Here is a 21,406-nt window from a genome sequence, read left to right on the forward strand (position 1 = left end):
GGGGGTCGGCGCGGTCGTGTGTGCGCCGGGGTCAGTCCGCCGTGGCGTCCAGGGCGTCCGCGTGGCTGTTGACCGGCTGGGGCGTGCCCGTGAGGTCCAGGACGAAGAGCGGGACGCCCAGGGCGTCGGCGCGGGCGCGGGCCTCCGGGGAGAAGCCGGCGAGGGAGAAGTAGGCGCAGAGGGCCGACTCCGTCATGGCCGTCAGCCACAGGCACTCCACGTCCCGTGCGGCGGCCGGGCGCACGGTCGGGTCGACCTGGGCCAGCAGACCGCGGGCGGCCAGGCCGATGCCTGAGGGTGGGCGCTGGTCGGCGCGGCGGATGTCGCGGTACCCGAGCCAGCGCAGGTACAGGGCGGCCGCGGTGACCGCGTCGCGCGCCGTGCGGATGGTGACCGGCTGGAAGACACGGCGGCGACGGGGCGGGGAGGCCGGCGGCTCGGCGCCGTCCGGTTCTGACCGCGCGCCCGCCACGGGAATACGGACCACCGTCCCGCACGGGCAGCCCAGCTCCGGGTGCGGCCACTGGCCCCGGCGCCCGCAGGCGGCGCAGGACACCGTCACCCACTCCTCCGCCCACGCCCGGTGGACCACGGCGGTGGGTGTCCCGGAGCGGTCCAGCGGCGGGGTGACGGGGGCGCCGCAGGCGCACGGGTACGACGGCGCCGCGTACTGATGCTCACGTCCGCAGGCCGGGCAGCACACCGCCACGCTCTCGGGCATGCCCCCATGGTTCCGCAGGTGTCCCCCGCTTGTCCGTCTCTTGACTGCCTTCGTGCCGCCGCCTACATTGCTTCCAAATAGTAGAAACTAATTTCCGCTATACGGAAGAGCTCAACCGACGGGGCGCGACGGGAGTGCGAATCCGACAGCCGAAGCAGGAGTACTCGACATGGCTCGAATGACCGCTGCCCGCGCGGCAGTTGAGATCCTCAAGCGCGAGGGCGTCAGCAACGCGTTCGGCGTGCCCGGCGCGGCGATCAACCCCTTCTACGCCGCGCTCAAGGCGTCCGGCGGCATCCAGCACACCCTCGCCCGGCACGTCGAGGGCGCCTCGCACATGGCCGAGGGCTACACCCGCACCCACCCGGGCAACATCGGCGTGTGCATCGGCACCTCGGGCCCGGCCGGCACCGACATGATCACCGGCCTGTACTCCGCGACCGGCGACTCCATCCCGATCCTGTGCATCACCGGCCAGGCACCGACCGCCGTGATCCACAAAGAGGACTTCCAGGCCGTCGACATCGCCTCGATCGCCAAGCCGGTCACCAAGATGGCCGTGACCGTCCTGGAGGCCGCCCAGGTCCCCGGCGTCTTCCAGCAGGCCTTCCACCTGATGCGCTCCGGCCGCCCCGGCCCGGTCCTGATCGACCTGCCGATCGACATCCAGCTCACCGAGATCGAGTTCGACCCGGAGACGTACGAGCCGCTCCCGGTCTACAAGCCCGCCGCGACCCGCGCCCAGATCGAGAAGGCGATCGGCATGCTGAACGCCGCCGAGCGCCCGCTGATCGTCGCGGGCGGCGGCATCATCAACGCCGACGCCGCCGAACTGCTCGTGGAGTTCGCCGAGTTGACCGGTACCCCGGTCGTTCCCACCCTCATGGGCTGGGGCCTGTTGCCCGACGACCACGAACTGAACGCCGGCATGGTGGGCCTGCAGACCTCGCACCGCTACGGCAACGCGACCTTCCTGGAGTCCGACTTCGTCCTGGGCATCGGCAACCGCTGGGCCAACCGCCACACCGGCAAGCTGGACGTCTACACGGCGGGCCGGACGTTCGTCCACGTCGACATCGAACCCACCCAGATCGGCAAGATCTTCGCCCCCGACTACGGCATCGCCTCCGACGCCAAGGCGGCCCTGGAACTCTTCGTCGAGGTCGCCAAGGAGCTGAAGGGCGCCGGGAAGCTCCCCGACCGCTCCGCCTGGGCGGCGTCCGCGCAGGAGCGCAAGGCGCGCCTCCAGCGCCGTACGCACTTCGACAACGTCCCCATCAAGCCGCAGCGCGTCTACGAGGAGATGAACAAGGCCTTCGGCCCCGAGACCCGGTACGTCTCCACCATCGGCCTCTCGCAGATCGCCGGCGCCCAGATGCTGCACGTCTACCGGCCCCGGCACTGGATCAACTGCGGCCAGGCGGGCCCCCTCGGCTGGACCGTCCCGGCCGCGCTCGGCGTCGCCAAGGCCGACCCGGAGGCGCAGGTCGTCGCCCTGTCCGGGGACTACGACTTCCAGTTCATGATCGAGGAGCTGGCGGTCGGCGCGCAGCACAGGATCCCGTACGTCCATGTCCTGGTGAACAACTCCTACCTGGGCCTGATCCGCCAGGCGCAGCGGGCCTTCGACATCGACTTCCAGGTCAAGCTGGAGTTCGAGAACATCAACTCGCCCGAGCTGGGCGTCTACGGCGTGGACCACGTCAAGGTCGCCGAGGGCCTCGGCTGCAAGGCGATCCGGGTGACCGACCCGGCCGAACTCGGCGCCGCCTTCGAGGAGGCCAAGAAGCTCGCCGCGCAGTTCCAGGTGCCGGTCGTCGTGGAGGCGATCCTGGAGCGCGTCACCAACATCTCGATGTCGACGACCAACGACATCAGCAATGTCGTGGAGTTCGAGGAACTGGCGACGGAACCGGCGCACGCGCCGACGGCGGTCAGGACGCTGAAGGTCTGATCCGGTAGACACCGACGCGACACTCAGGGGCAGCTCATCCGGGGGGGTGAGCTGCCCCTCTTCGTCGTGCGCGGGGCCCGGCTCCGCAGCCGTGGCCCCCGGTTCGGCCCGAGACCCGCCGCACACCCCCGTCCGGCGGGTCTCGGGTCGCCCCCGTTGTGCTCCGCCCGGCCCCGGACACCCCTGACCGGGTGGGCCTCCTGGGGCCCGCCGCCCCCGTGCCGGCGGGCCCCTGATGAGGAGAATGTGCCCGCGCCCGGGGGCGGTTGAAGCCCCCGGGCGCGGGTTCAGAGGTTGATTTGAGGATTGCGTAGACGGCGTACGGACGGCGGTGTACGCGGGTCAGGGGCCGGGGGACCCGTGGTGCTCCGAGAGACCCGGCCAGTCGTCGGGGCCGCCGCCCTGCCATTCGATCAGGTCGCTCTCCGCGACGTCGGTGACGTACAGGTCGGCCAGTCGCAGGAACTCGGCCACGTCGTCGGCGTGCGTGGCGACGCCCAGGGTCTCGTCCCCCGCGGTGACCCGGCGGGAGCCGTCCAGGGCAGGGGAGTGGACCACGATGTGCGGATGCCGCGTCGGTTGTGCCATGTCTCCAGGCTCCTGCGCACGGCACCCGCGCGCACCCCGGGCACACAAGGGAGCAGCGCCGGACACGGGACCGTCCGTGTCCGGCGCTGCTCGGTGTTTCGGGACCGCGGCGGCGACGACGGAGCCGGAGGCACCCCTCCCTCTGGTCGAGAGCGGTGTCCGTTCCTTCACCACCGCACTGGCTCGCCTGCCGCCGCGGTCCTCACCCTGTCCCGCGCCCGTCCGCCGGTCGACCACCCCTCATCCGGGTCTCACGGCTGCTACGGACGCGGTCAGGGAGCCTCTCAGTCCTCGCGCAGGGCGCGGACCGCCTCCTCCACGCGCTTGCCGTACTCCGGGTCGGCGGCGTGGAAGTGGGCCAGGATCTTCTCGATCACGTCGTCGCGGGAGACCTGGGACAGGCTTCCGGCGATGTTGGCGACCAGCCGGGACTTCTCCTCGGCCGACATCAGCCGGTACAGCTCGCCGGCCTGGTAGAAGTCGTCGTCCTTGGTGTGCTGCGGGGCCTCGTGCGTGCCGGTCCAGCCGGACACGGCGAGCGGGGCGGACAGCGGGCGGCCGGTCTCGACGGGGCCGTCGTAGGAGTTCGGCTCGTAGTTCTTGGCGTACCGGCCCTGGGAGTTGGACGCCATGAAGCCGTCCCGGCCGTAGTTCTGCGCGGTGGTCGCCCTCGGGGCGTTCACCGCGAGCTGGGTGTGGTTGACGCCCAGGCGGTAGCGGTGCGCGTCGGCGTAGGCGAACAGGCGGCCCTGGAGCATCTTGTCGGGGGAGGGGCCGATGCCGGGGACGAAGTTGTTCGGGGAGAACGCGGCCTGCTCGACCTCGGCGAAGACGTTGTCCGGGTTGCGGTCCAGCACCAGCCGGCCCACGCGCTGGAGCGGGTAGTCCTTGTGCGGCCACACCTTGGTCAGGTCGAAGGGGTTGAAGCGGTAGTCCGCCGCCTCGGCCGCCGGCATCACCTGCACGTACAGCGTCCAGGACGGGTGCACGCCCCGCTCGATGGCCTGGAGCAGGTCCGTCTGGTGCGAGGCCGGGTCCTTGCCCGCGACCTCGGCGGCCTGCTCACTGCTCAGGCAGCGGATGCCCTGGTTGGTCTTGAAGTGGTACTTGACGAAGAAGGCCTCTCCGTCGGCGTTGGTCCACTGGTAGGTGTGCGAGCCGTAGCCGTTCATGTGCCGGTACGAGGCCGGGATGCCGCGGTCGCCCATCAGCCAGGTCACCTGGTGCGTGGCCTCGGGGGCGTGGGCCCAGAAGTCCCAGACGTTGTCCGGCTCCTGACGGCCCGTGAAGGGGTCGCGCTTCTGCGAGTGGATGAAGTCGGGGAACTTGATCGGGTCCTTGATGAAGAACACCGGGGTGTTGTTCCCGACGAGGTCGTAATTGCCCTCCGCCGTATAGAACTTGACCGCGAAGCCGCGCGGGTCGCGGACCGCGTCCGCGCCGCCGAGGCTGTCGGCCACGGTGGAGAAGCGCACGAACACCTCGGTGCGCTTGCCGACGGTGTTCAGGAAGTCGGCGTGGGTGAAGCCGGTGACGTCGTCGGTCACCTCGAAGTGGCCGTAGGCGCCGCTGCCGCGGGCGTGCACCACGCGCTCCGGGATGCGCTCACGGTTGAACCGGGCGAGCTTCTCCAGGAGGTGCTGGTCCTGGAGCAGGAGCGGGCCGCCGACGCCGGCGGAGGCGGAGTTCTGGTTGTCGGCGACCGGGGCGCCGGACTCGGTCGTGAGCACGCGCTTCGACATCGGGGACCTTCCATGCGGGAGTCAGCGGAAAACTCTTTCCGCTTGATGGAGCCTAGGTTTGGGGCAATCCGAACGTCAACAGTTTGTTGAAGTGGATTCCGGGCGACGCCACCGCCTGGGCGCGACAGGACAGGTGTCAGCGGCGACGCCGCCCGGAGGCTTGGGAGTTGCGGCCGTCAGGCCTGCGCGCCGGAGAGGCGCTCGACCGCGCGCAGCAGCGCGGAGTGGTCGAGGCCGCCGTCGCCCTGGGCGCGCAGCGAGGCGACGAGCTGGGCGACCACGGCACCGACGGGCAGCGCGGCGCCGACGTTGCGGGCGGCGTCGGTCACGATGCCCATGTCCTTGTGGTGCAGGTCGATCCGGAAGCCCGGCTTGAAGTCGCGCTGGAGGAAGTTGTCCTTCTTGCGCGTCAGTACGGTCGAGCCCGCCAGGCCGCCGTTGAGCACGTCGAGCGCGGCCTTCAGGTCCACGCCGGACTTCTCCAGGAAGACCACGGCCTCGGCGCACGCCTGGATGTTGACGGCGACGATCAGCTGGTTGGCGGCCTTCACGGTCTGGCCGGAGCCGTGCGGACCGCAGAGCACGATGGTCTTGCCGAGCGCCTGGAAGATCGGCAGCGCCTCGTCGAAGTCGGCCTGCTCACCGCCGACCATGATCGACAGTACGGCCTCTATGGCACCTGCCTCACCGCCGGACACGGGAGCGTCCAGGACGCGGACGCCCTTGTCCTTGGCGGCCTTCGCCAGGTCGACGGAGGTCTGCGGGGTGATCGAGGACATGTCGATCAGCAGCGTGCCGGGGCGGGCGTTGGCCAGGATGCCGTCGGGGCCGTAGGCGATGGCCTCGACCTGCGGGGAGGCCGGAACCATGGTGATGACGACGTCGGCGTCCTTGACGGCCTCGGCGATCGAGGAGGCCGCCGCGCCGCCGGCCTTGGCCAGCCGGTCCAGCTTCTCCTGCTCCAGCGTGAAGCCGGTGACGTCGTAACCCGCCTTGATCAGGTTCTCGGACATGGGGGAGCCCATGATGCCGAGACCGATCCAGGCGATCTTGGGAAGGGTGCTGCTCATGAGGGTGTGTGCCTTTCGGTAGGGGCGGTCAGCGGCGCAGCCAGTCGAAGGACTCGGCGCTCGGGCGGTCGCCCGGCTTGTACTCAAGTCCGACCCAGCCGTCGTAACCCGCCTTCGCGAGCTGGTCGAGGAGGTCTTCGAGGGGCAGCGCACCGGTGCCCGGGGCGCCCCGGCCGGGGTTGTCGGCGATCTGGACGTGCCCGGTCCTCGCCGCGTACTGCTCGATCACCGCCGGGAGGTCCTCGCCGTTCATGGACAGGTGGTAGAGGTCCATCAGGAAGCGGGCGTTGTCCAGCCCGGTGGCCTGGTTGACCTTGTCCACGATGCCCACCGCGGCGGCCGCGCTGACCAGCGGGTACAGCGGCGACTCCGGCTTGTTCAGCGCCTCGATCAGCAGTACCGCGCCGATCCGGTCGGCGGCGCGCGCGGCCAGGACCAGGTTCTCCAGTGCCAGCGCGTCCTGCTCGGCCGGGTCCACGCCCTCGACGCGGTTGCCGTACAGGGCGTTGAGCGCCTTGCAGCCCAGCGACTCGGCGAGGTCGGCGGCCACATCGATGTTCGCGCGGAACCGCTCCGACTCCTCGCCCGGCAGCGACAGGGCGCCGCGGTCGGGGCCGGGGAGCTGCCCGGCGTAGAAGTTCAGACCCGTGAGCTGGACCCCGGCGTCCTCGACGGCCTTCCTCAGGGCGTCCAGCTCGGACCGCTCGGGGGTGGGGGTGTCGATCCAGGGCCACCACAGCTCGACCGCGGTGAAGCCGGCCGCCGCGGCGGCCGCGGGGCGCTCCAGGAGCGGGAGTTCCGTGAAGAGGATCGACAGGTTGACGTTGAAGCGCTGCTCTGCGAATCCCATCGCCGGCGCTCCCTTCCGTGTCGAGATTCCGTATTGCGGAAGTTAATTTCTGCGTACTGGAAGATTGCAGGCCGGTGTCCGGGCTTGTCAAGAGGGCTCGGCTTAACGGGCCGGGGCGCGTTAGGTTGAGCGCGTGCGACTGAGAGTGGAATTCACGACCGAGCCCTTCGACCTCGACGAGGCGCCCGCGCACGCGGTCGTCGCCCGCCGGGTGATCGAGTCGGCCGAGCTGGACGCGGTGGACGTCGGCCCGTTCGGGAACACGGCGGAGGGCAGCGCCGACGCCGTGCTCACGGCCGTGGATGCGCTGCTGCGGCAGACCCTGGAGTCCGGCGCCACCCGGGTCTCCCTCCAGGTCAACGTGGTCGACGAGGAGGGTGAGTGATGAACGACGAGCCCTTCATCACGGCCGTGAAACCGCTGGTCGACGCCATGGGCGGGGAGATGCTCCCGCCGGACGAGGCGGGCCCGGACGACGTCGTGCTCTCCTGGGAGGGCGCCGACGTGGTCGCCGTACGGCTGCCGCAGCTCGCGGACTCCCTGGACCACATCCTGGCCGCCATGGAGCGCAAGAAGGGCAAGCCGCTCGCCGACCTCGACCGCAAGGCCAAGCAGGAGGTCGTACGGATACTTGAGGCGCGCGGCGCCTTCTCCGTACGGCACGGCGTGGAGACCGTGGCCGGCGCCCTCGGCGTCAGCCGGTTCACCGTCTACAACTACCTGAACCGCGAGAAGGAGAGCTGACCCGACTGCCTGGACCGGGGAAGGAGGGCTGAGCCGCACTCGGGGGCCGCCGCCGGGTTTTGTCACCCGGAATTTTCAACAAAGTGTTGACTGGGGTGTCGCGCAGGGCGTTAGCTATCGGCAGCCCGTTCAGCACAAGGCCACGGAGGCTCCCGTGACGTCCACATCCACGCCGGGCCTGATCCGGTTCAACGCCCTGGAGCAGCAAGAGGCCCTCGCCGAACTGCACGAGGCGTGCACCTCCCGGACCTGGGCCGAGCGGCTGCTCGCCGCCCGCCCGTACGCCTCCCCCGAGGACCTCTACGCCGCCAGCGACGCCGCCATGGCCGACCTGACCGCGGCGGACCTCCAGGAGGCGATGGCCGGTCACCCGCCGATCGGCCGCCCCAAGCCCGGCGACCCCACCTCGGCCCGCGAGCAGCGCGGCATGGCCGGCGCCTCCGAGGAGCTCAAGGCCGAGATGCTCGAACTCAACCTGGCCTACCAGGAGAAGTTCGGCCATGTCTTCCTCATCTGCGCCACCGGGCGCACCGGGGAGCAGATGCGCGACGCGGTCAAGGAACGGATCGGCAACTCGCCGGAGCAGGAACGCGAGATCGTCCGCACCGAGCTGGGCAAGATCAATCGCATCCGACTGGCCCGGCTCGTCGAAGAGGAAGCCTGACCCCATGAGCACCAGCACCACCGCCTCCGTGTCCACACACATCCTGGACACCTCCGTCGGCCGCCCCGCCGAGGGCGTCGCCGTCCAGCTCGCCGCCCGCGCCGGGCGCGACGCCGACTGGCAGGCGCTCGGCGGCTCCGCCACCGACGCGGACGGCCGGTGCAAGGACCTCCCCGCCCTGCCGGAGGGGACCACCCACGTACGGCTCGACTTCGCCGTGGAGCCGTACTTCGAGAAGAAGCAAGCCGATGCGCAGCAGGACGCCCCCGCGAATCGGGACAGCGGAAGCGCGGTGTTCTTCCCGGAGGTGGCGATCACGTTCGCCGTCGTCCCGGGCGAGCACTACCACGTACCGCTGCTGCTCAACCCGTTCGGCTACTCCGTATACCGAGGGAGCTAGCTAGATGCCCACCATTCTGGGACAGAACCAGTACGGCAAGGCCGAGAACCGAGTCGTCAAGATCACGCGGGACGGCGCCACCCACCACATCAAGGACCTCAATGTGTCCGTCGCCCTCAGCGGCGACATGGACGAGGTCCACTACTCCGGCTCCAACGCCCACGTCCTGCCGACCGACACCACCAAGAACACGGTGTACGCGTTCGCCAAGGAGTACGGCATCGAGTCCGCCGAGCAGTTCGGCATCCACCTCGCCCGCCACTTCGTCACCAGCCAGGAGCCGATCCACCAGGCCCGTATCCGCATCGAGGAGTACGCCTGGGAGCGGATTGAGACCTCCGACGCCAACTCCAAGTTCATCGGCGCCGACGAGGTCAAGCACTCCTTCGTCCGCAAGGGCCAGGAGACCCGCCTCACCCAGATCACCTTCGACGGTGAGAAGTGGGAGGTGATCTCGGGCCTGAAGGACCTGGTCGTGATGAACTCGACCAACTCCGAGTTCTGGGGCTACGTCAAGGACAAGTACACCACCCTCAAGGAGGCGTACGACCGCATCCTGGCGACCCAGGTGGCGAGCCGCTGGCGGTTCAACTGGACCGACGACGAGCAGAAGATGCCCAACTGGGAGAAGTCCTACGAGCAGGTCAGGAAGCACATGCTCCAGGCCTTCGCCGAGACCTACTCGCTCTCCCTGCAGCAGACGCTGTACCAGATGGGCGCGCGCATCATCAACAACCGCAGCGAGATCGACGAGGTCCGCTTCTCGCTCCCGAACAAGCACCACTTCCTGGTGGACCTGGAGCCGTTCGGGCTGAAGAACGACAACGAGGTCTACTTCGCCGCCGACCGCCCCTACGGCCTGATCGAGGCCACCGTCCTGCGGGACGGCTGCGAGGCGCGGATCCCGGTGGATCTGACCAACCTGTAGGCAGTTGTAGCCCTCAACTCCATCTCGGCACCCGCGGCCGGGTCGTACGGAACCCGGCCGCGGCACTCAAATCTCCAGGGTCCTGCCGTGCCCTCTCCACAAAAGCGCAAAGGACGAACCATGGCAGCAGACCAGCGCATCGTCATCGAGAACTGTGCGATCGCCACCGTCGACGCCCACGACACCGAATACGCCTCCGGTCACGTCGTCATCAACGGCAACCGCATCGAGTCGCTCGGTGCCGGCCGGGCCCCCGAGGGCCTGGAGAACGTCGTACGGCGCGTCGACGCCACCGGCCACCTCGTGACCCCCGGTCTGGTCAACACCCACCACCACTTCTACCAGTGGATCACCCGGGGCCTGGCCACCGACCACAACCTCTTCAACTGGCTGGTCGCCCTCTACCCGACCTGGGCCCGCATCGACGAGGAGATGACCTACTCGGCGGCCCAGGGCTCGCTCGCCATGATGGCCCGCGGCGGCGTCACCACCGCCATGGACCACCACTACGTCTTCCCGCACGGCTCCGGCGACCTGTCCGGCTCCATTATCCGCGCCGCCCGCGAAATGGGCGTCCGCTTCACCCTCGCCCGCGGCTCGATGGACCGCAGCGAGAAGGACGGCGGACTGCCCCCGGACTTCGCCGTGGAGACCCTGGAGGGCGCCCTCGCCGCCACCGAGGCCACCGTCGAGGAGCACCACGACGCCTCCTTCGACGCCATGACCCAGGTCGCCGTCGCCCCCTGCTCGCCCTTCTCCGTCTCCACCGAACTGCTCAAGCAGGGAGCCGAGTTGGCCCGCCGCCTCGGGGTGCGGCTGCACACCCACGGCTCGGAGACCGTGGAGGAGGAGAAGTTCTGCCACGAACTGTTCGGCATGGGCCCGACCGACTACTTCGAGTCCACCGGCTGGCTCGGTGAGGACGTGTGGATGGCGCACTGCGTCCACATGAACGACTCCGACATCGCCGCCTTCGCCCGTACGAAGACCGGCGTCGCCCACTGCCCCTCCTCCAACGCCCGCCTCGCCGCCGGTATCGCCCGCGTGCCCGACATGCTCGCAGCCGGAGTCCCCGTCGGCCTGGGCGTGGACGGCACCGCCTCCAACGAGTCCGGCGAACTCCACACCGAACTGCGCAACGCCCTCCTCATCAACCGCCTCGGCGCCCACCGCGAGGCCGCCCTCAACGCCCGCCAGGCGCTGCGCCTCGGCACCCAAGGCGGCGCCCAGGTCCTCGGCCGCGCCGCCGAGATCGGCTCGCTGGAGCCCGGCAAGCTCGCCGACCTGGTGCTGTGGAAGATGGACACCCTCGCCCACGCCTCCATCGCCGACCCGGTCACCGCGCTGGTCTTCGGGGCGGCCGCCCCGGTCACCGCGTCCTTCGTGAACGGCCGGCAGATCGTGGCCGACAACCGGCTGCTCACCGTCGACGAGGACGCCGTCGCCCGCTCCACGCGGGAGCAGGCGCAGCGGCTGGCACGGATCGCCGCGCAGGGATGAGCAGATGAAGACCCCCGGCTGAGAGGGACGGCTCTCGGCCGGTGGCCGTGGACCCCAGCGGGGTCCATGGCGGCCGTGTCCGGGGCGCGCATGGACGTGCGCGCCCCGGAACGGTCACCGTCCCCTCTGTACCGGTCCCGCACGACCGCGCACCACCTCCTTGAAACCCACGTCAGAGCCGACGTGCTGTCAACCGACCGGAGGAGCCGCCCGTGTCCGCCCACCCCGTCGACGAGAAACTCCCCGCCTTCAAAATGGCGACCACCGGCCTGCAGCACGTGGCCGCCATGTACGCGGGCGTCGTCGCCCCGCCCCTGATCGTCGGCGCGGCCATCGGCCTTTCCGGCACCGAACTGACCTTCCTCACCGGCGCCTGCCTCTTCACGGCGGGCCTCGCGACCTTCCTCCAGACCCTCGGCATCTGGAAGATCGGTGCCCGGCTCCCCTTCGTCAACGGCGTCACTTTCGCCGGTGTCGCCCCCATGACCGCCGTCGTCGCCGCCACGGACGACAAGTCCGACGCGCTGCCGATCATCTTCGGGGCGGTCATCGTCGCCGGACTGCTGGGCTTCATAGCGGCGCCGTTCTTCAGCAAGATGGTCCGCTTCTTCCCGCCCGTGGTCACCGGCACGGTCATCACGCTCATCGGCGTCTCCCTGCTCCCCGTCGCCTTCGGCTGGGCGCAGGGCCCCAACCCCGCGGCGAGCGACTACGGTTCGAGCACCTACCTCACCCTGGCCGCGGTGACGCTGCTGCTGGTCCTGCTGCTGCGCCGGTTCACCCGCGGCTTCGTCAAGCAGATCGCCGTCCTGCTCGGCCTGGTCGGCGGCACCCTGATCGCCATCCCGTTCGGCGTCACCGACTTCGGGCCGGTCACGGACGCGGCCGTGGTCGGCTTCCCGACGCCGTTCCACTTCGGCGCTCCGCAGTTCCAGATCGCCGCGATCGTCTCGATGTGCGTGGTGATGGTGGTGTCGATGACCGAGTCGACCGCCGACATGCTGGCGCTGGGCGAGATCGTCGACCGGCCCGCCGACGAGAAGACCATCGCCGCCGGACTGCGCGCGGACACGCTCGGCTCGGCCCTCAGCCCCGTCTTCAACGGCTTCATGTGCAGCGCCTTCGCCCAGAACATCGGCCTGGTCGCGATGACGAGGATCCGCAGCCGCTACGTCGTCGCCGCGGGCGGCGGCTTCCTGGTGCTGATGGGCCTGTGCCCGATGGCCGCCTCGCTGATCGCGGTCGTGCCGCGCCCGGTGCTGGGCGGCGCGGGCGTGGTCCTGTTCGGCTCGGTCGCGGCGAGCGGCATCCAGACCCTGGTCCGCGCCGGCCTTGAGAAGGACAACAACGTCCTCATCGTCGCCGTCTCCCTCGCGATCGGCATCATCCCGATCTCCGCGCCGGAGTTCTACCACGCCTTCCCGGAGACCGCCCGGATCGTCCTGGACTCGGGTATCTCCACCGGCTGTGTCGTGGCGGTCGTCCTGAACCTGGTCTTCAACCACCTCGGCAAGCGGAGCGACGCGCAGGACGTGACGCACCCCATGGAGGCGGGGGAGGAACTCAGCCCGGCCACGCCATGAGGTTCGCGAACAGCTCCGCCTGCTCGATCGCGTCGTCCAGGGCGTGGTGCGTGTGCCGGCGCCGCGACAGCAGCTCGCGCGGCATGGTGCCCTTGGCGACGGCCCGCAGCGGCAGGCGTGCCTTGGTGGCGTAGAGGGTCTTCATGTCCAGGCACCCCGAGTGCCCGAAGGGACTCGAACCGGCGAACCGGATCAAGTACCAGTACAGAAAGGTCCAGTCGTACGAGGCCGGGTACCCGCACATCACGGGCTGCGCGCCCTCGGACACCTCCCGCACCCACCGGCTGAACTGCGTCATCGCGAGCGCCGGATCGTAGCCCTCTGCGCCGAGGCGCTCCCGGTCGAGACCGCTGACCGCGAGCGCCTCCGGCACGAAGTCGTCGCTGATGGGCTTCAGTTCCCGGTAGAAGGTCCGCGCCTGCGGGTCGGCCGCCACGAACCCGTCCGCGTCCTGCGTCCCGGCGACCGCCGCGCCGATGCTGAGCATGGAGTACGGCCCCGGGATCGGGCCGTCGGCCTCGATGTCCACGGAGATGTACAGGCTGGGTTTTACACGTCGTGGCGCCATGGGCGGTCAGCCTCGCAGGTGAACGAGGCGGACCGCACACGGTTTTCCGGGGCCCGCACATGGCTTTCCGGGGCCCCTCATACGGGTCAGAGCCCGAACAGGGCCGGTTCGGCGGCCAGTTCCTTGAAGTAGGCGCGCGGGTCGGGGAGCAGTTTGCGGGCCGTGAGGTCCAGCAGACCGCCGACCGCCGTGATCTCCGCCGCCAGCGTGCCGTCCGTCTTGCGGATGGTCTGCTCGATACGGAAGGTCTTGCCCTCGCCCCAGAGGAAAGAGCAGGTCACGTCGACCTCGTCTCCGGCGAGCAGCTCACGCCGGTAGCGGACGGTCGTTTCCAGGGCGACCGGTCCGACCCCCTTGGCCTGCAGCGCGGACTGGGTGATCCCGGCCGCGTGGAGCAGGGACCAGCGGGCGTGCTCCGCGTACTGCAGGTACACGGCCTGGTTGAGGTGTCCCTGCACATCCGTCTCGTAGCCACGGACGGTCACCGGAACGGAAAACGGCTCGCTCACGACTTCCCTTTCGCCTGCCTTGCTGCTCGGGCCTCTCGACCACCTGATCCTGACACGTGGCCTCTACATCCGTCTGGGCGAGGCCAGCAGATAGCGCTCGCGGGTCCGGGGCTCGGTGTGCTCGCTGACCTGCCAGCCCGCCTTCTCCAGCGTCACCGAGCAGCCGCGCAGGCCCTCGGCGCCCGCCCCGTGCACCGCCACCGCCTCCGGCTGCGGGGTCGCGCGCACCCGGTAGCCGCTGCCGTCCGTACCGGCGGGTGGATGCCCGGCCGCCTCCAGGGCCAGCGCCGCCGCCTGCACCAGATGCGTGCGCTCCCAGCCGCACGGCCGGTCCGTGGCGCCGTCCGCGTTGGTCATCCGGCGCAGCTCCAGCAGGCCCTCCCAGGCACTGCGCACCTCACGTATGCGGGCCGGACCGGCCGGGGGTGGCTCCTCCTCGCCGCCGATGCGCGCCGTGAACACCCCGGCCGTCGTGGCGGCGGGCTCGGGCGCGGCCGGAGGCTCCTCGCCCGCCGACTCCCGTACGCGATGGCCCGCCGGCGTCAGGAAGTGGGCGTGCGGCGGACGCGGATGACGGAACGCGAGCCCGCGTTTGACCAGCGCGGCGAGCTGCGCCTCCGTACCGCTCAGCCGCCCGGTGACGGGGTCGGCGGCGTCGATCACACGCCGCTGCGCGGCGGTCGGCGGTCTGGTCACGGCGTGCTCCTTCCCACGGTGTGGCACCCGGTGCGGCTCCACCGTTGGGAAGGCTACGGCGAGGGTCTGACATTCCACCCGGCGATCACCGGCCGCCCGTGCTCGGTGCTCAGCCGGCACACGGTCCCGGTGGCCAGCTGGAACAGCGCCCCGTCCGAGGGCGGCAGCCCCAGTCGCCGCGCCGTCAGGACGCGCAGGAAGTGTCCGTGCGCCACCAGCACCACCACGCCCTCGGTGTTGGCGTGCGCCGCGTCCACCGTGGCCAGCACCCGGTCCGCGCGCCTGCCGACCTCCTCCACGCTCTCCCCGGGATGCTCGGGCGGCCCCGGAGCGACCCCGTCGGCGAACAGGAACCAGCCCGGCCGCTCACGCTGGATCTCGACCGTGGTCACGCCCTCGTAGGCGCCGTAGTCCCACTCCCGCAGGTCCGGCTCGATCCGCGTGGAGGTCAGCCCGATCAGCTCCGCCGTCTCCCGGGCCCGTTGCAGCGGGCTGACGAAGGCCGCCCCGATCCGGTGCGAGCGGATCAGCGGCACCAGCCGCCGCGCCTCCTCCCGCCCGTGCTCGGTCAGCGGAACGTCCGTCGTCCCGGTGTGACGCCCCGACCGCGACCACTCGGTCTCCCCGTGCCGCACCAGCAGAAGATCACTCATGCCCCACAGGCTAGATCCAGCCGGGAGAAGTCACGACAGCTCGCGGGCCCACTGCTCCAGCCGCGCGAACTCCGGCTCCCCGAGCCCCCGGCGCGGGTCTGCCCGCAGCAGCAGGGCGGGACCGGCGTGGGACTCCTCCACGTGCCGCACGTCCAGGTCGGTCACCATGTCGTCCACCCACACGAACGGTCGCCCCGCCGCCCAGGCCACCACCTGGCGGGTCTTCCAGTACAGGCCCTCGGGGTCCGGGACGAACAGGTCCGTGAACTCGATGACGGGCAGGTCGTCGGGGAGCCCGATCACCGGGGCGACGTACTCGTTGGCCTCGTGCATCCAGGTGGTCGCCCAGGTCAGTTCGTAGGGCAGGGACTGAAGCCGTGCCCCGTGGCCCGGGTGCAGGCGCACCGGCAGGCCGCGGCGCAGCCGCCAAGAGCCCGGGGGCTGCCGGTTCGCCCAGCTCGGCGGGTGGACCCTGCGGGTGACATAGTCGCGGTGGCGGGCGAAGACGGCCCGGAAGGGGTTCAGGGGGCCGTCGACGTCGAGGAGGAGCAGCGGGCGGTCGCTCATGGCCGACGACCTACCCGTCCACCGCCGCGGGTATCCGCCACGGCCGCGGCCCGCTGCCGCGGTTGCCCGCTCACCGCCCCCGGTATCCGCTACTGCCGGTATCCGCCGAGGAAGCGTCCGATCCGGCCGATCGCCGCCTCCAGGTCGTCGGCGTGCGGGAGGGTGAGGATGCGGAAGTGGTCCGGGGTGGGCCAGTTGAAGCCGGTGCCCTGGACGACCTGGATCTTCTCGCGCAGCAGCAGGTCCAGGACGAACTTCTCGTCGTCGTGGATCTTGTGCACCTTCGGGTCGAGGCGAGGGAAGGCGTACAGCGAGCCCTTGGGCTTCACACAGGACACGCCGGGGATCTCGTTCAGCTTCTCCCAGGCCACGTCGCGCTGCTGGCGCAGCCGCCCGCCGGGCGCGGTCAGCTCCTTGATGGACTGGCGGCCGCCGAGCGCGGCCTGGATGGCGTACTGGGCGGGCGCGTTGGCGCACAGCCGCATGGAGGCCAGCATGGTCAGGCCCTCCAGGTAGTTGCGGGCGTGCTGCTTGGGCCCGGTGACGACCAGCCAGCCCGAGCGGAAGCCCGCCACCCGGTACGTCTTGGACAGGCCGCAGAAGGTGAGGACGACCAGGTCGGGGGCGAGGGCGGCGGCCGAGTGGTGGACGGCGTCGTCGTAGAGGATCTGGTCGTAGATCTCGTCCGCGAAGACCATCAGGCCGTGGCGGCGGGCGAGGTCGAGGATGCCCTCGATGACCTCCTTGGGGTAGACCGCGCCGGTGGGGTTGTTGGGGTTGATGATGACCACGGCCTTGGTGCGGTCCGTGATCTTCGCGGCCATGTCGTCCAGGTCCGGGTACCAGTCGGCCTGCTCGTCGCAGAGGTAGTGCACGGGCTTGCCGCCCGCGAGCGTGGTGACGGCCGTCCAGAGGGGGAAGTCGGGCGCGGGGATGAGGATTTCGTCGCCGTCCTCCACCAGCGCGGTCACGGCCATGGAGATCAGCTCGGAGATGCCGTTGCCGAGGAACACGTCGTCGACGTCCACCTCAAGGCCCAGCGTCTGGTAGCGCCCCGCGACAGCCCGGCGGGCGGAGAGGACACCCTTGGAGTCGGTGTAGCCGTGCGCCTGGGGCAGCATCCGGATCATGTCCTGGAGGATCTCCTCCGGCGCCTCGAAGCCGAAGAGCGCGGGGTTGCCGGTGTTCAGGCGCAGCACGCTGTGGCCCGCCTTCTCCAGCGCGTCGGCGTGCTCGATCACCGGGCCGCGGATCTCGTAGCAGACATCGCTGAGCTTGTTCGACTGCCGGAACTCCATGCGCCCCTCCAGGATCTGGTGTTGCTTGGTTTTACCAAGTGGGTGCTTGGAAAGTCCAATGACATGTCTAGACTGCGTGCCATGTCACCACGCCGAAGCTACGACCAGTACTGTTCCGCCGCCCGCGCGCTCGACGTCGTGGGCGACCGCTGGACCCTGCTGATCGTCCGGGAACTGCTGGCCGGACCGCGCCGCTACACCGACCTGCACGCGGACCTGCCCGGCGTGAGCACCGATGTACTGGCCTCCCGACTGAAGGACATGGAGCGCGACGGCCTGACCACCCGGCGCCGCCTGCCCCCGCCGGGCGCCGCCTACGTCTACGAACTCACCCCGCGCGGACGGCAGTTGCTGCCCGTCCTCCAGGCGCTGGGGGAGTGGGGGCGGGCCGAACTCGGCGAGCGCAGGCCCACGGACGCGGTGCGCGCCCACTGGTTCGCGCTGCCGCTGCTGAGGGAGCTGGAGGGGGAGGGGCTGGTCGAAGTGGCCCTGGAGGAGGGGCGGTTCCATGTGTACGCCGGCGCCGAGGACGGGCCGGTCTACGGCGACGGCCCCGCCCCGGCCGAGCCCGACGCCCGGCTCGCCCTGGACACCGGTACCTGTACGGCCGTGGCGCGCGGCGAGTTGAGCGTGACCGACGCGGTACGGGACGGCCGGATCACGGTGACCGGCGACGGCACGCTCGCCAAGGCGCTGCGCGAGGGATAGACGCCGAGGGCCCGCCGCACCGGAGTGCGACGGGCCCCTGCACGGAAGCGGTCAGGCCCTGGTCGGCCGCCCGGAGCCACGCGTCAGCGTGTACCCGCCGACGCCCGCCAGCGCCGCCAGGATGCCGCCCACCGCGGTCCACACCCAGCGGTCGGACCACCAGCCCGAGGACCAGCCGTCGTCCGGGTCGATGCTCGACAGCACCGCCGAATCCTGCTCCTCCGCCTCGGACTTCACGGCCACTCCCGGCACCAGCGGCTCGCCCAGCGAGCCGTCCACGGCCGCCGCGCCGCCGATGTCCTTGGAGTCCACCCGCACCGAGGCGTCCACCGGCAGACCCAGGTCACCGGTGGCCAGGTTCACCACGGTCAGCCGGATGTAATAGGTGCCCGGCAGCGGGTCGTTGGCCCACGGCTCCGACCAGGCCCGCACCGTGCGCAGCACACAGGCCACCTCCACCGACGGGGCGTTGGCCGCCGCGGTGCGCGTCTGCGCGCCGTACTGGCAGGACTGGCGGCGCCGCAGCCCGTCGTAGACGTCGACCTGCCAGGTCTGCGCGGCATGCGTCTCGGGCAGCTTCACCGTCGCCTTCACGGTGGGCCGCTGCCCGGTGTCCGCCGGGAACGACCAGTACAGGTAGTCACCCGCCGAACCGGACGCGGTGGCGTCCTGGCCCTGCTCGATCTCCGTCGCCGTACGGAAGGAGGTGCCCGCCTCGGTGGGGGCGCCGTCCTTCGGCTCGTCCTCCGCCAGCGCGGGTGCCGCGGACAGGCCCAGCATCAGCAGGGCGGCGGTCAACGTTCTTGTGATCCGCATCAGTTGGTCCTCCAGACCGAGACGCGCCAGCGCGACAGCCAGCCCCAGACGAGCCCGGCGAGGAAGCCGGTCAGAATCAGCACGCCCAGCAGCCACCAGCCGCGCCCGAGACCGAAGGAGGCCACATCGTCGGAGTCCGACGGGCCGTCGACCACGTCGATGGTCAGCTCCAGCGGCAGACCCGGCGTGGTCTTCACACCCGAGGCCGCCGAGAAGGAGTGCGTGACCTGGAGGCACACGGTCTCGGCCGGGTCGTCCTCGCGGTCCGCCTTGGGGTAGCGCACGCCCGTGGAGACGGTGTCGGTACGGCCGTTGCCCGCCGCCTCACCGCGCACGATCTCGCGCCCGTGCACCGTCACGGCCCGCAGCAGCACCCCGTACGAGGGGTTCACCGCCCGGTCCGCGCCCACGCTCACCGAGGCGCGCAGCTCCTGGCCGGGCTCCACGTCCACCCGGTACCAGCGCTGCTTCCCGAACTCCTCGCGGTCGGTGTACAGGCCGGACTTGAGGGTGGGGGCGTCGGGGCAGCGGTCCGCGCCCTCGGTGGCCACCGGGGTGACCACCGGGTCGGCCGCCCGGTCCACCAACTGGTTGACCCGGTCGCGCAGTTCGTCGGTGTGCTCCACCGAGGTGTACGTCCCGCCGGTGGCCTCCGCGATACAGCTCAGCTGCTGCCGCAGCTTGGTGCTCGGGACCAGGCCGAGGGTGTCGATGGTCAGCCCGATGCCCTTGGCGGCTATCTCCCGGGCCACCTCGCACGGGTCGAGCGGGGCGCAGGTGTCCTCGCCGTCGCTGATCAGCACGATGCGCTTGGAGCCCTCGCCGCCGTCGAGGTCGTCGGCGGCCTGCAGCAGCGCGGGGCCGATCGGGGTCCAGCCGGTGGGCGTGAGCGTGGCCACCGCCGCCTTGGCCTCGGTGCGGTCCAGCGGGCCGACCGGGTAGAGCTGCGCGGTGTCCTTGCAGCCCGTCTTGCGGTTGTCGCCGGGGTAGTTGGCGCCGAGCGTGCGGATGCCCAGCTCCACCTCCTCGGGGGTGGCATCCAGCACCTCGTTGAACGCCTGTTTCGCGGCGGCCATCCGGGACTGGCCGTCGATGTCCTTGGCCCGCATCGAGCCGCTGACGTCGAGGACGAGGTTGACCTTGGGCGCGTCCTCGCCGGTGGGTTCGCCGGCCGCCGCCCCGGCCGGGAACGCCAGCCCCGCCGTCAGCGCGGCGAGGAGGGCACAGGCCCCCGACGCCAGCCGTGTTCTTGTGATCATCGGCGGATCTTATTGATCTGGAGTGTCACGCTCCAAAACGGCCCGTCACCGCAGGGGGTTGGGCAGCAGCGTCCACTGGTCCCCAGGCGTCCGCGGCGACAGCCTCATCAGCGTCAACGCCTTGGTGGGCAGCGGCTCTTCGCGCAGGGCCGCGAGATCGGCGGTACGCGGCAGGTCGGGTACGGCGCTCTCCAGGGCCGCACCGAGGGCCGCCGCCGAACCCGCGGTGCCCGCGAGGGCGCCCGCCACCAGGGAGCCGAACAGCTTGCGGCGCAGGGTCGTCACATCGTCGGTGACGATGCGTCCGGTCAGCTCGGGCAGGGCGATGCCGTGTCCGGCCAGCCGGGCCGGGCTGATCCGGATGTCGGCGAGGTCGCGGTAGACCAGCCGCGCCGGGGCGCCCTCGGCGTCCAGTACGACCAACAGGTTCTGTCCGTGCGCCTCCAGGGCCACGCCCAGCTCCAGCAGCCGCAGCCCGACCGTCAGCGCGAGCCGGGCGAACGCGGCCGTCCAGTCGGCGCGGGCGGGGAGTCCGGTGGTGGCGAGCGCGGCCACCGGCACCACCCGCTCGCCCGCACCCGCGTACTCCTGCGGCGACTCGCGCAGGACGGCGGCCAGGTCGGGGGAGTCGGCGGTGGCCGCGCCCAGGGTGCGCGTGAAGTGCAGCAGCCCGTCGGTCCGTTCGGCCAGGGACTCCGCGAACGCGGACAGGGTCGCCGACAGCGCGATGGAGTACCCCGAGATGTCCCGCACCGACGAGGTCAGCCGGGCGCTCAGCGCGGTCTTCACATGCGGCCCGTCCGGCAGCGCCAGCGTACGCAGCGACATCAGCGGGCGCGCACCCGCGACCGTCCGCTCGCAGGGCCGCTTGAGCACATGCGCCGCCTGCCAGGGGTGCACCGGGATCAACAGGCGCCCCCCGTCCCGCAGCTCGCCCGGCCACACCCCGGTCAGCAGGCACTCCTCCTCCGGCACCGGCCACAGCCCCAGCTCCACCTGCGGCCGGTGCTCGGGACCGTAGGCGAGCTGCTCGGCCACCGAGAACCCGGGCCGGGAACGGCAGTTGGGGTGGTACGGGTGCCCGTCGACCACCCGCTGCTCCCACTCCCAGTCGTGCACCGGCCACTCTTTCGAGGGACCCGGCCGACCGGCCCTCGACAGCGCCAACGAGGCGACGCTGTGCGCGAGTTCACCCACGAAGGGCGTGCCCCGGGCTGCGCCCAGATCGGTCATCAACAGCGCCGGATCGTCGTACCCCGTCTCCTCCAGCCGTACCTCGGTGACGTACGCGGCGGTGGCGTACGGGTCCGCGCGCGGCCCGGTGAGCCGGCGGCCGTCGGAAAGGCGCAGGGTGAGGCCGTCCCCGCGGCTTTCCCGGGCCGTCACCCACGGCAGCGGCTCATGGGCCAGCGCCCGCCACAGCCGGGTCAGGACGGCTGCGCGGGCGCCCGGAAGCTCCGCCGTGTAACGGGGGACCAGAGCCGGGCGGATGTCGGCCAACTCGGCCGCCACCTCGGCCTCGGCGGTGGGGGGACGGTGCACGGGCGGGCTCCTCGGGTACCAGTAGGGCGGCAGATCGGGCGGTGAC

Annotated in this window: 23 protein-coding genes; 9 read left to right on the forward strand and 14 right to left on the reverse strand. The window is 71.0% G+C overall.

Annotated features, from left to right (window positions below):
* Positions 1-31: 31 nt before the first annotated feature.
* Entirely contained in the window at positions 32-721 is a 690-nt protein-coding gene (locus ACZ7L7_RS00410; RefSeq protein ID WP_453609352.1) for a hypothetical protein, read from the reverse strand.
* 169 nt (positions 722-890) lie between these two features.
* On the opposite strand from ACZ7L7_RS00410, the gene gcl reads away from it, so the two are divergent.
* On the forward strand, positions 891-2,675 hold the full coding sequence (gcl, locus tag ACZ7L7_RS00415; protein WP_472074282.1) for a glyoxylate carboligase: 1,785 nt from the start codon (positions 891-893) through the stop codon (positions 2,673-2,675).
* A gap of 342 nt (positions 2,676-3,017) precedes the next feature.
* On the opposite strand, the gene ACZ7L7_RS00420 is transcribed toward gcl, so the two are convergent.
* The 4 genes from ACZ7L7_RS00420 to ACZ7L7_RS00435 all read right to left on the reverse strand — a co-directional run bounded on the left by ACZ7L7_RS00420 (position 3,018) and on the right by ACZ7L7_RS00435 (position 6,925).
* Positions 3,018-3,263, reverse strand: coding sequence for a hypothetical protein (locus ACZ7L7_RS00420; RefSeq protein WP_285512971.1), 246 nt, complete (start codon positions 3,261-3,263; stop codon positions 3,018-3,020).
* Positions 3,264-3,547: 284 nt separating this feature from the next.
* A complete protein-coding gene (locus tag ACZ7L7_RS00425) occupies positions 3,548-5,005 on the reverse strand; it encodes a catalase (RefSeq protein ID WP_472074283.1) in 1,458 nt (485 codons plus the stop codon).
* A 176-nt stretch (positions 5,006-5,181) separates the two neighbouring features.
* Positions 5,182-6,075 carry a 2-hydroxy-3-oxopropionate reductase gene (locus tag ACZ7L7_RS00430; RefSeq protein WP_472074284.1) on the reverse strand — a complete coding sequence of 298 codons (894 nt, stop codon included), beginning with the start codon at positions 6,073-6,075 and terminating at the stop codon, positions 5,182-5,184.
* Between the two features lie 28 nt (positions 6,076-6,103).
* The gene (locus ACZ7L7_RS00435; protein ID WP_261719802.1) at positions 6,104-6,925 is read right to left on the reverse strand and encodes a TIM barrel protein; all 822 of its coding nucleotides are present in this window, start codon (positions 6,923-6,925) and stop codon (positions 6,104-6,106) included.
* Positions 6,926-7,058: 133 nt separating this feature from the next.
* On the opposite strand from ACZ7L7_RS00435, the gene ACZ7L7_RS00440 reads away from it, so the two are divergent.
* From ACZ7L7_RS00440 to ACZ7L7_RS00470, 7 genes are all read left to right on the forward strand, one after another.
* Positions 7,059-7,310, forward strand: a complete 252-nt coding sequence (locus ACZ7L7_RS00440) for a thiamine-binding protein (protein WP_285512967.1) — start codon at positions 7,059-7,061, stop codon at positions 7,308-7,310.
* On the forward strand, positions 7,310-7,669 hold the full coding sequence (locus tag ACZ7L7_RS00445; RefSeq protein WP_285512966.1) for a helix-turn-helix domain-containing protein: 360 nt from the start codon (positions 7,310-7,312) through the stop codon (positions 7,667-7,669). Before ACZ7L7_RS00440 ends, ACZ7L7_RS00445 begins: the two co-directional genes overlap by 1 nt.
* 154 nt (positions 7,670-7,823) lie before the next feature.
* Positions 7,824-8,333, forward strand: a complete 510-nt coding sequence (gene uraD, locus ACZ7L7_RS00450; protein WP_285512965.1) for a 2-oxo-4-hydroxy-4-carboxy-5-ureidoimidazoline decarboxylase — start codon at positions 7,824-7,826, stop codon at positions 8,331-8,333.
* A gap of 4 nt (positions 8,334-8,337) precedes the next feature.
* On the forward strand, positions 8,338-8,733 hold the full coding sequence (uraH, locus tag ACZ7L7_RS00455) for a hydroxyisourate hydrolase (RefSeq protein WP_250750869.1): 396 nt from the start codon (positions 8,338-8,340) through the stop codon (positions 8,731-8,733).
* 4 nt (positions 8,734-8,737) lie between these two features.
* Entirely contained in the window at positions 8,738-9,661 is a 924-nt protein-coding gene (gene pucL / locus ACZ7L7_RS00460) for a factor-independent urate hydroxylase (protein ID WP_285512964.1), read from the forward strand.
* Positions 9,662-9,781: 120 nt separating this feature from the next.
* Positions 9,782-11,161, forward strand: coding sequence for an 8-oxoguanine deaminase (locus ACZ7L7_RS00465; protein ID WP_285512963.1), 1,380 nt, complete (start codon positions 9,782-9,784; stop codon positions 11,159-11,161).
* A 212-nt stretch (positions 11,162-11,373) separates the two neighbouring features.
* The gene (locus ACZ7L7_RS00470) at positions 11,374-12,744 is read left to right on the forward strand and encodes a nucleobase:cation symporter-2 family protein (protein ID WP_285512962.1); all 1,371 of its coding nucleotides are present in this window, start codon (positions 11,374-11,376) and stop codon (positions 12,742-12,744) included.
* Here the strand turns inward: ACZ7L7_RS00470 and ACZ7L7_RS00475 are convergent.
* The 6 genes from ACZ7L7_RS00475 to ACZ7L7_RS00500 form a co-directional block, all read right to left on the reverse strand.
* Positions 12,725-13,312, reverse strand: a complete 588-nt coding sequence (locus ACZ7L7_RS00475; protein ID WP_453603575.1) for a 3'-5' exonuclease — start codon at positions 13,310-13,312, stop codon at positions 12,725-12,727. The two genes, ACZ7L7_RS00470 and ACZ7L7_RS00475, sit on opposite strands and share 20 nt — an antisense overlap.
* Before the next feature lie 86 nt (positions 13,313-13,398).
* Entirely contained in the window at positions 13,399-13,821 is a 423-nt protein-coding gene (locus ACZ7L7_RS00480; RefSeq protein ID WP_453603573.1) for an acyl-CoA thioesterase, read from the reverse strand.
* A 63-nt stretch (positions 13,822-13,884) separates the two neighbouring features.
* The gene (locus ACZ7L7_RS00485) at positions 13,885-14,517 is read right to left on the reverse strand and encodes a hypothetical protein (RefSeq protein ID WP_453603571.1); all 633 of its coding nucleotides are present in this window, start codon (positions 14,515-14,517) and stop codon (positions 13,885-13,887) included.
* A 53-nt stretch (positions 14,518-14,570) separates the two neighbouring features.
* Positions 14,571-15,170 carry a histidine phosphatase family protein gene (locus tag ACZ7L7_RS00490; protein WP_472074285.1) on the reverse strand — a complete coding sequence of 200 codons (600 nt, stop codon included), beginning with the start codon at positions 15,168-15,170 and terminating at the stop codon, positions 14,571-14,573.
* A gap of 30 nt (positions 15,171-15,200) precedes the next feature.
* Complete coding sequence (locus ACZ7L7_RS00495; protein ID WP_472074286.1) at positions 15,201-15,737, reverse strand: HAD domain-containing protein; 537 nt, start codon at positions 15,735-15,737, stop codon at positions 15,201-15,203.
* Positions 15,738-15,826: 89 nt separating this feature from the next.
* Entirely contained in the window at positions 15,827-17,035 is a 1,209-nt protein-coding gene (locus ACZ7L7_RS00500; protein WP_285512956.1) for a pyridoxal phosphate-dependent aminotransferase, read from the reverse strand.
* 81 nt (positions 17,036-17,116) lie between these two features.
* Between ACZ7L7_RS00500 and ACZ7L7_RS00505 the strand changes: the two genes are divergently transcribed.
* A complete protein-coding gene (locus ACZ7L7_RS00505; protein ID WP_285512955.1) occupies positions 17,117-17,743 on the forward strand; it encodes a winged helix-turn-helix transcriptional regulator in 627 nt (208 codons plus the stop codon).
* A gap of 51 nt (positions 17,744-17,794) precedes the next feature.
* Here ACZ7L7_RS00505 and ACZ7L7_RS00510 read toward each other — a convergent pair whose 3' ends face one another.
* Genes ACZ7L7_RS00510 through ACZ7L7_RS00520 form a run of 3 tightly spaced genes read right to left on the reverse strand, consistent with a single transcriptional unit; the run spans position 17,795 to position 21,360 of the window.
* Positions 17,795-18,559 (reverse strand): hypothetical protein, encoded by a 765-nt coding sequence (locus ACZ7L7_RS00510; RefSeq protein ID WP_285512954.1) that lies wholly within the window; start codon positions 18,557-18,559, stop codon positions 17,795-17,797.
* Positions 18,559-19,818 carry a VWA domain-containing protein gene (locus tag ACZ7L7_RS00515; RefSeq protein ID WP_285512953.1) on the reverse strand — a complete coding sequence of 420 codons (1,260 nt, stop codon included), beginning with the start codon at positions 19,816-19,818 and terminating at the stop codon, positions 18,559-18,561. The genes ACZ7L7_RS00510 and ACZ7L7_RS00515 overlap by 1 nt, the downstream gene beginning before the upstream one ends.
* A 45-nt stretch (positions 19,819-19,863) precedes the next feature.
* Positions 19,864-21,360: an IucA/IucC family protein gene (locus ACZ7L7_RS00520; RefSeq protein ID WP_285512952.1), complete on the reverse strand. Its 1,497-nt coding sequence runs from the start codon at positions 21,358-21,360 to the stop codon at positions 19,864-19,866.
* Positions 21,361-21,406 lie beyond the last annotated feature (46 nt).

It is taken from the genome of Streptomyces sp. NPDC110618, from assembly GCF_055657065.1.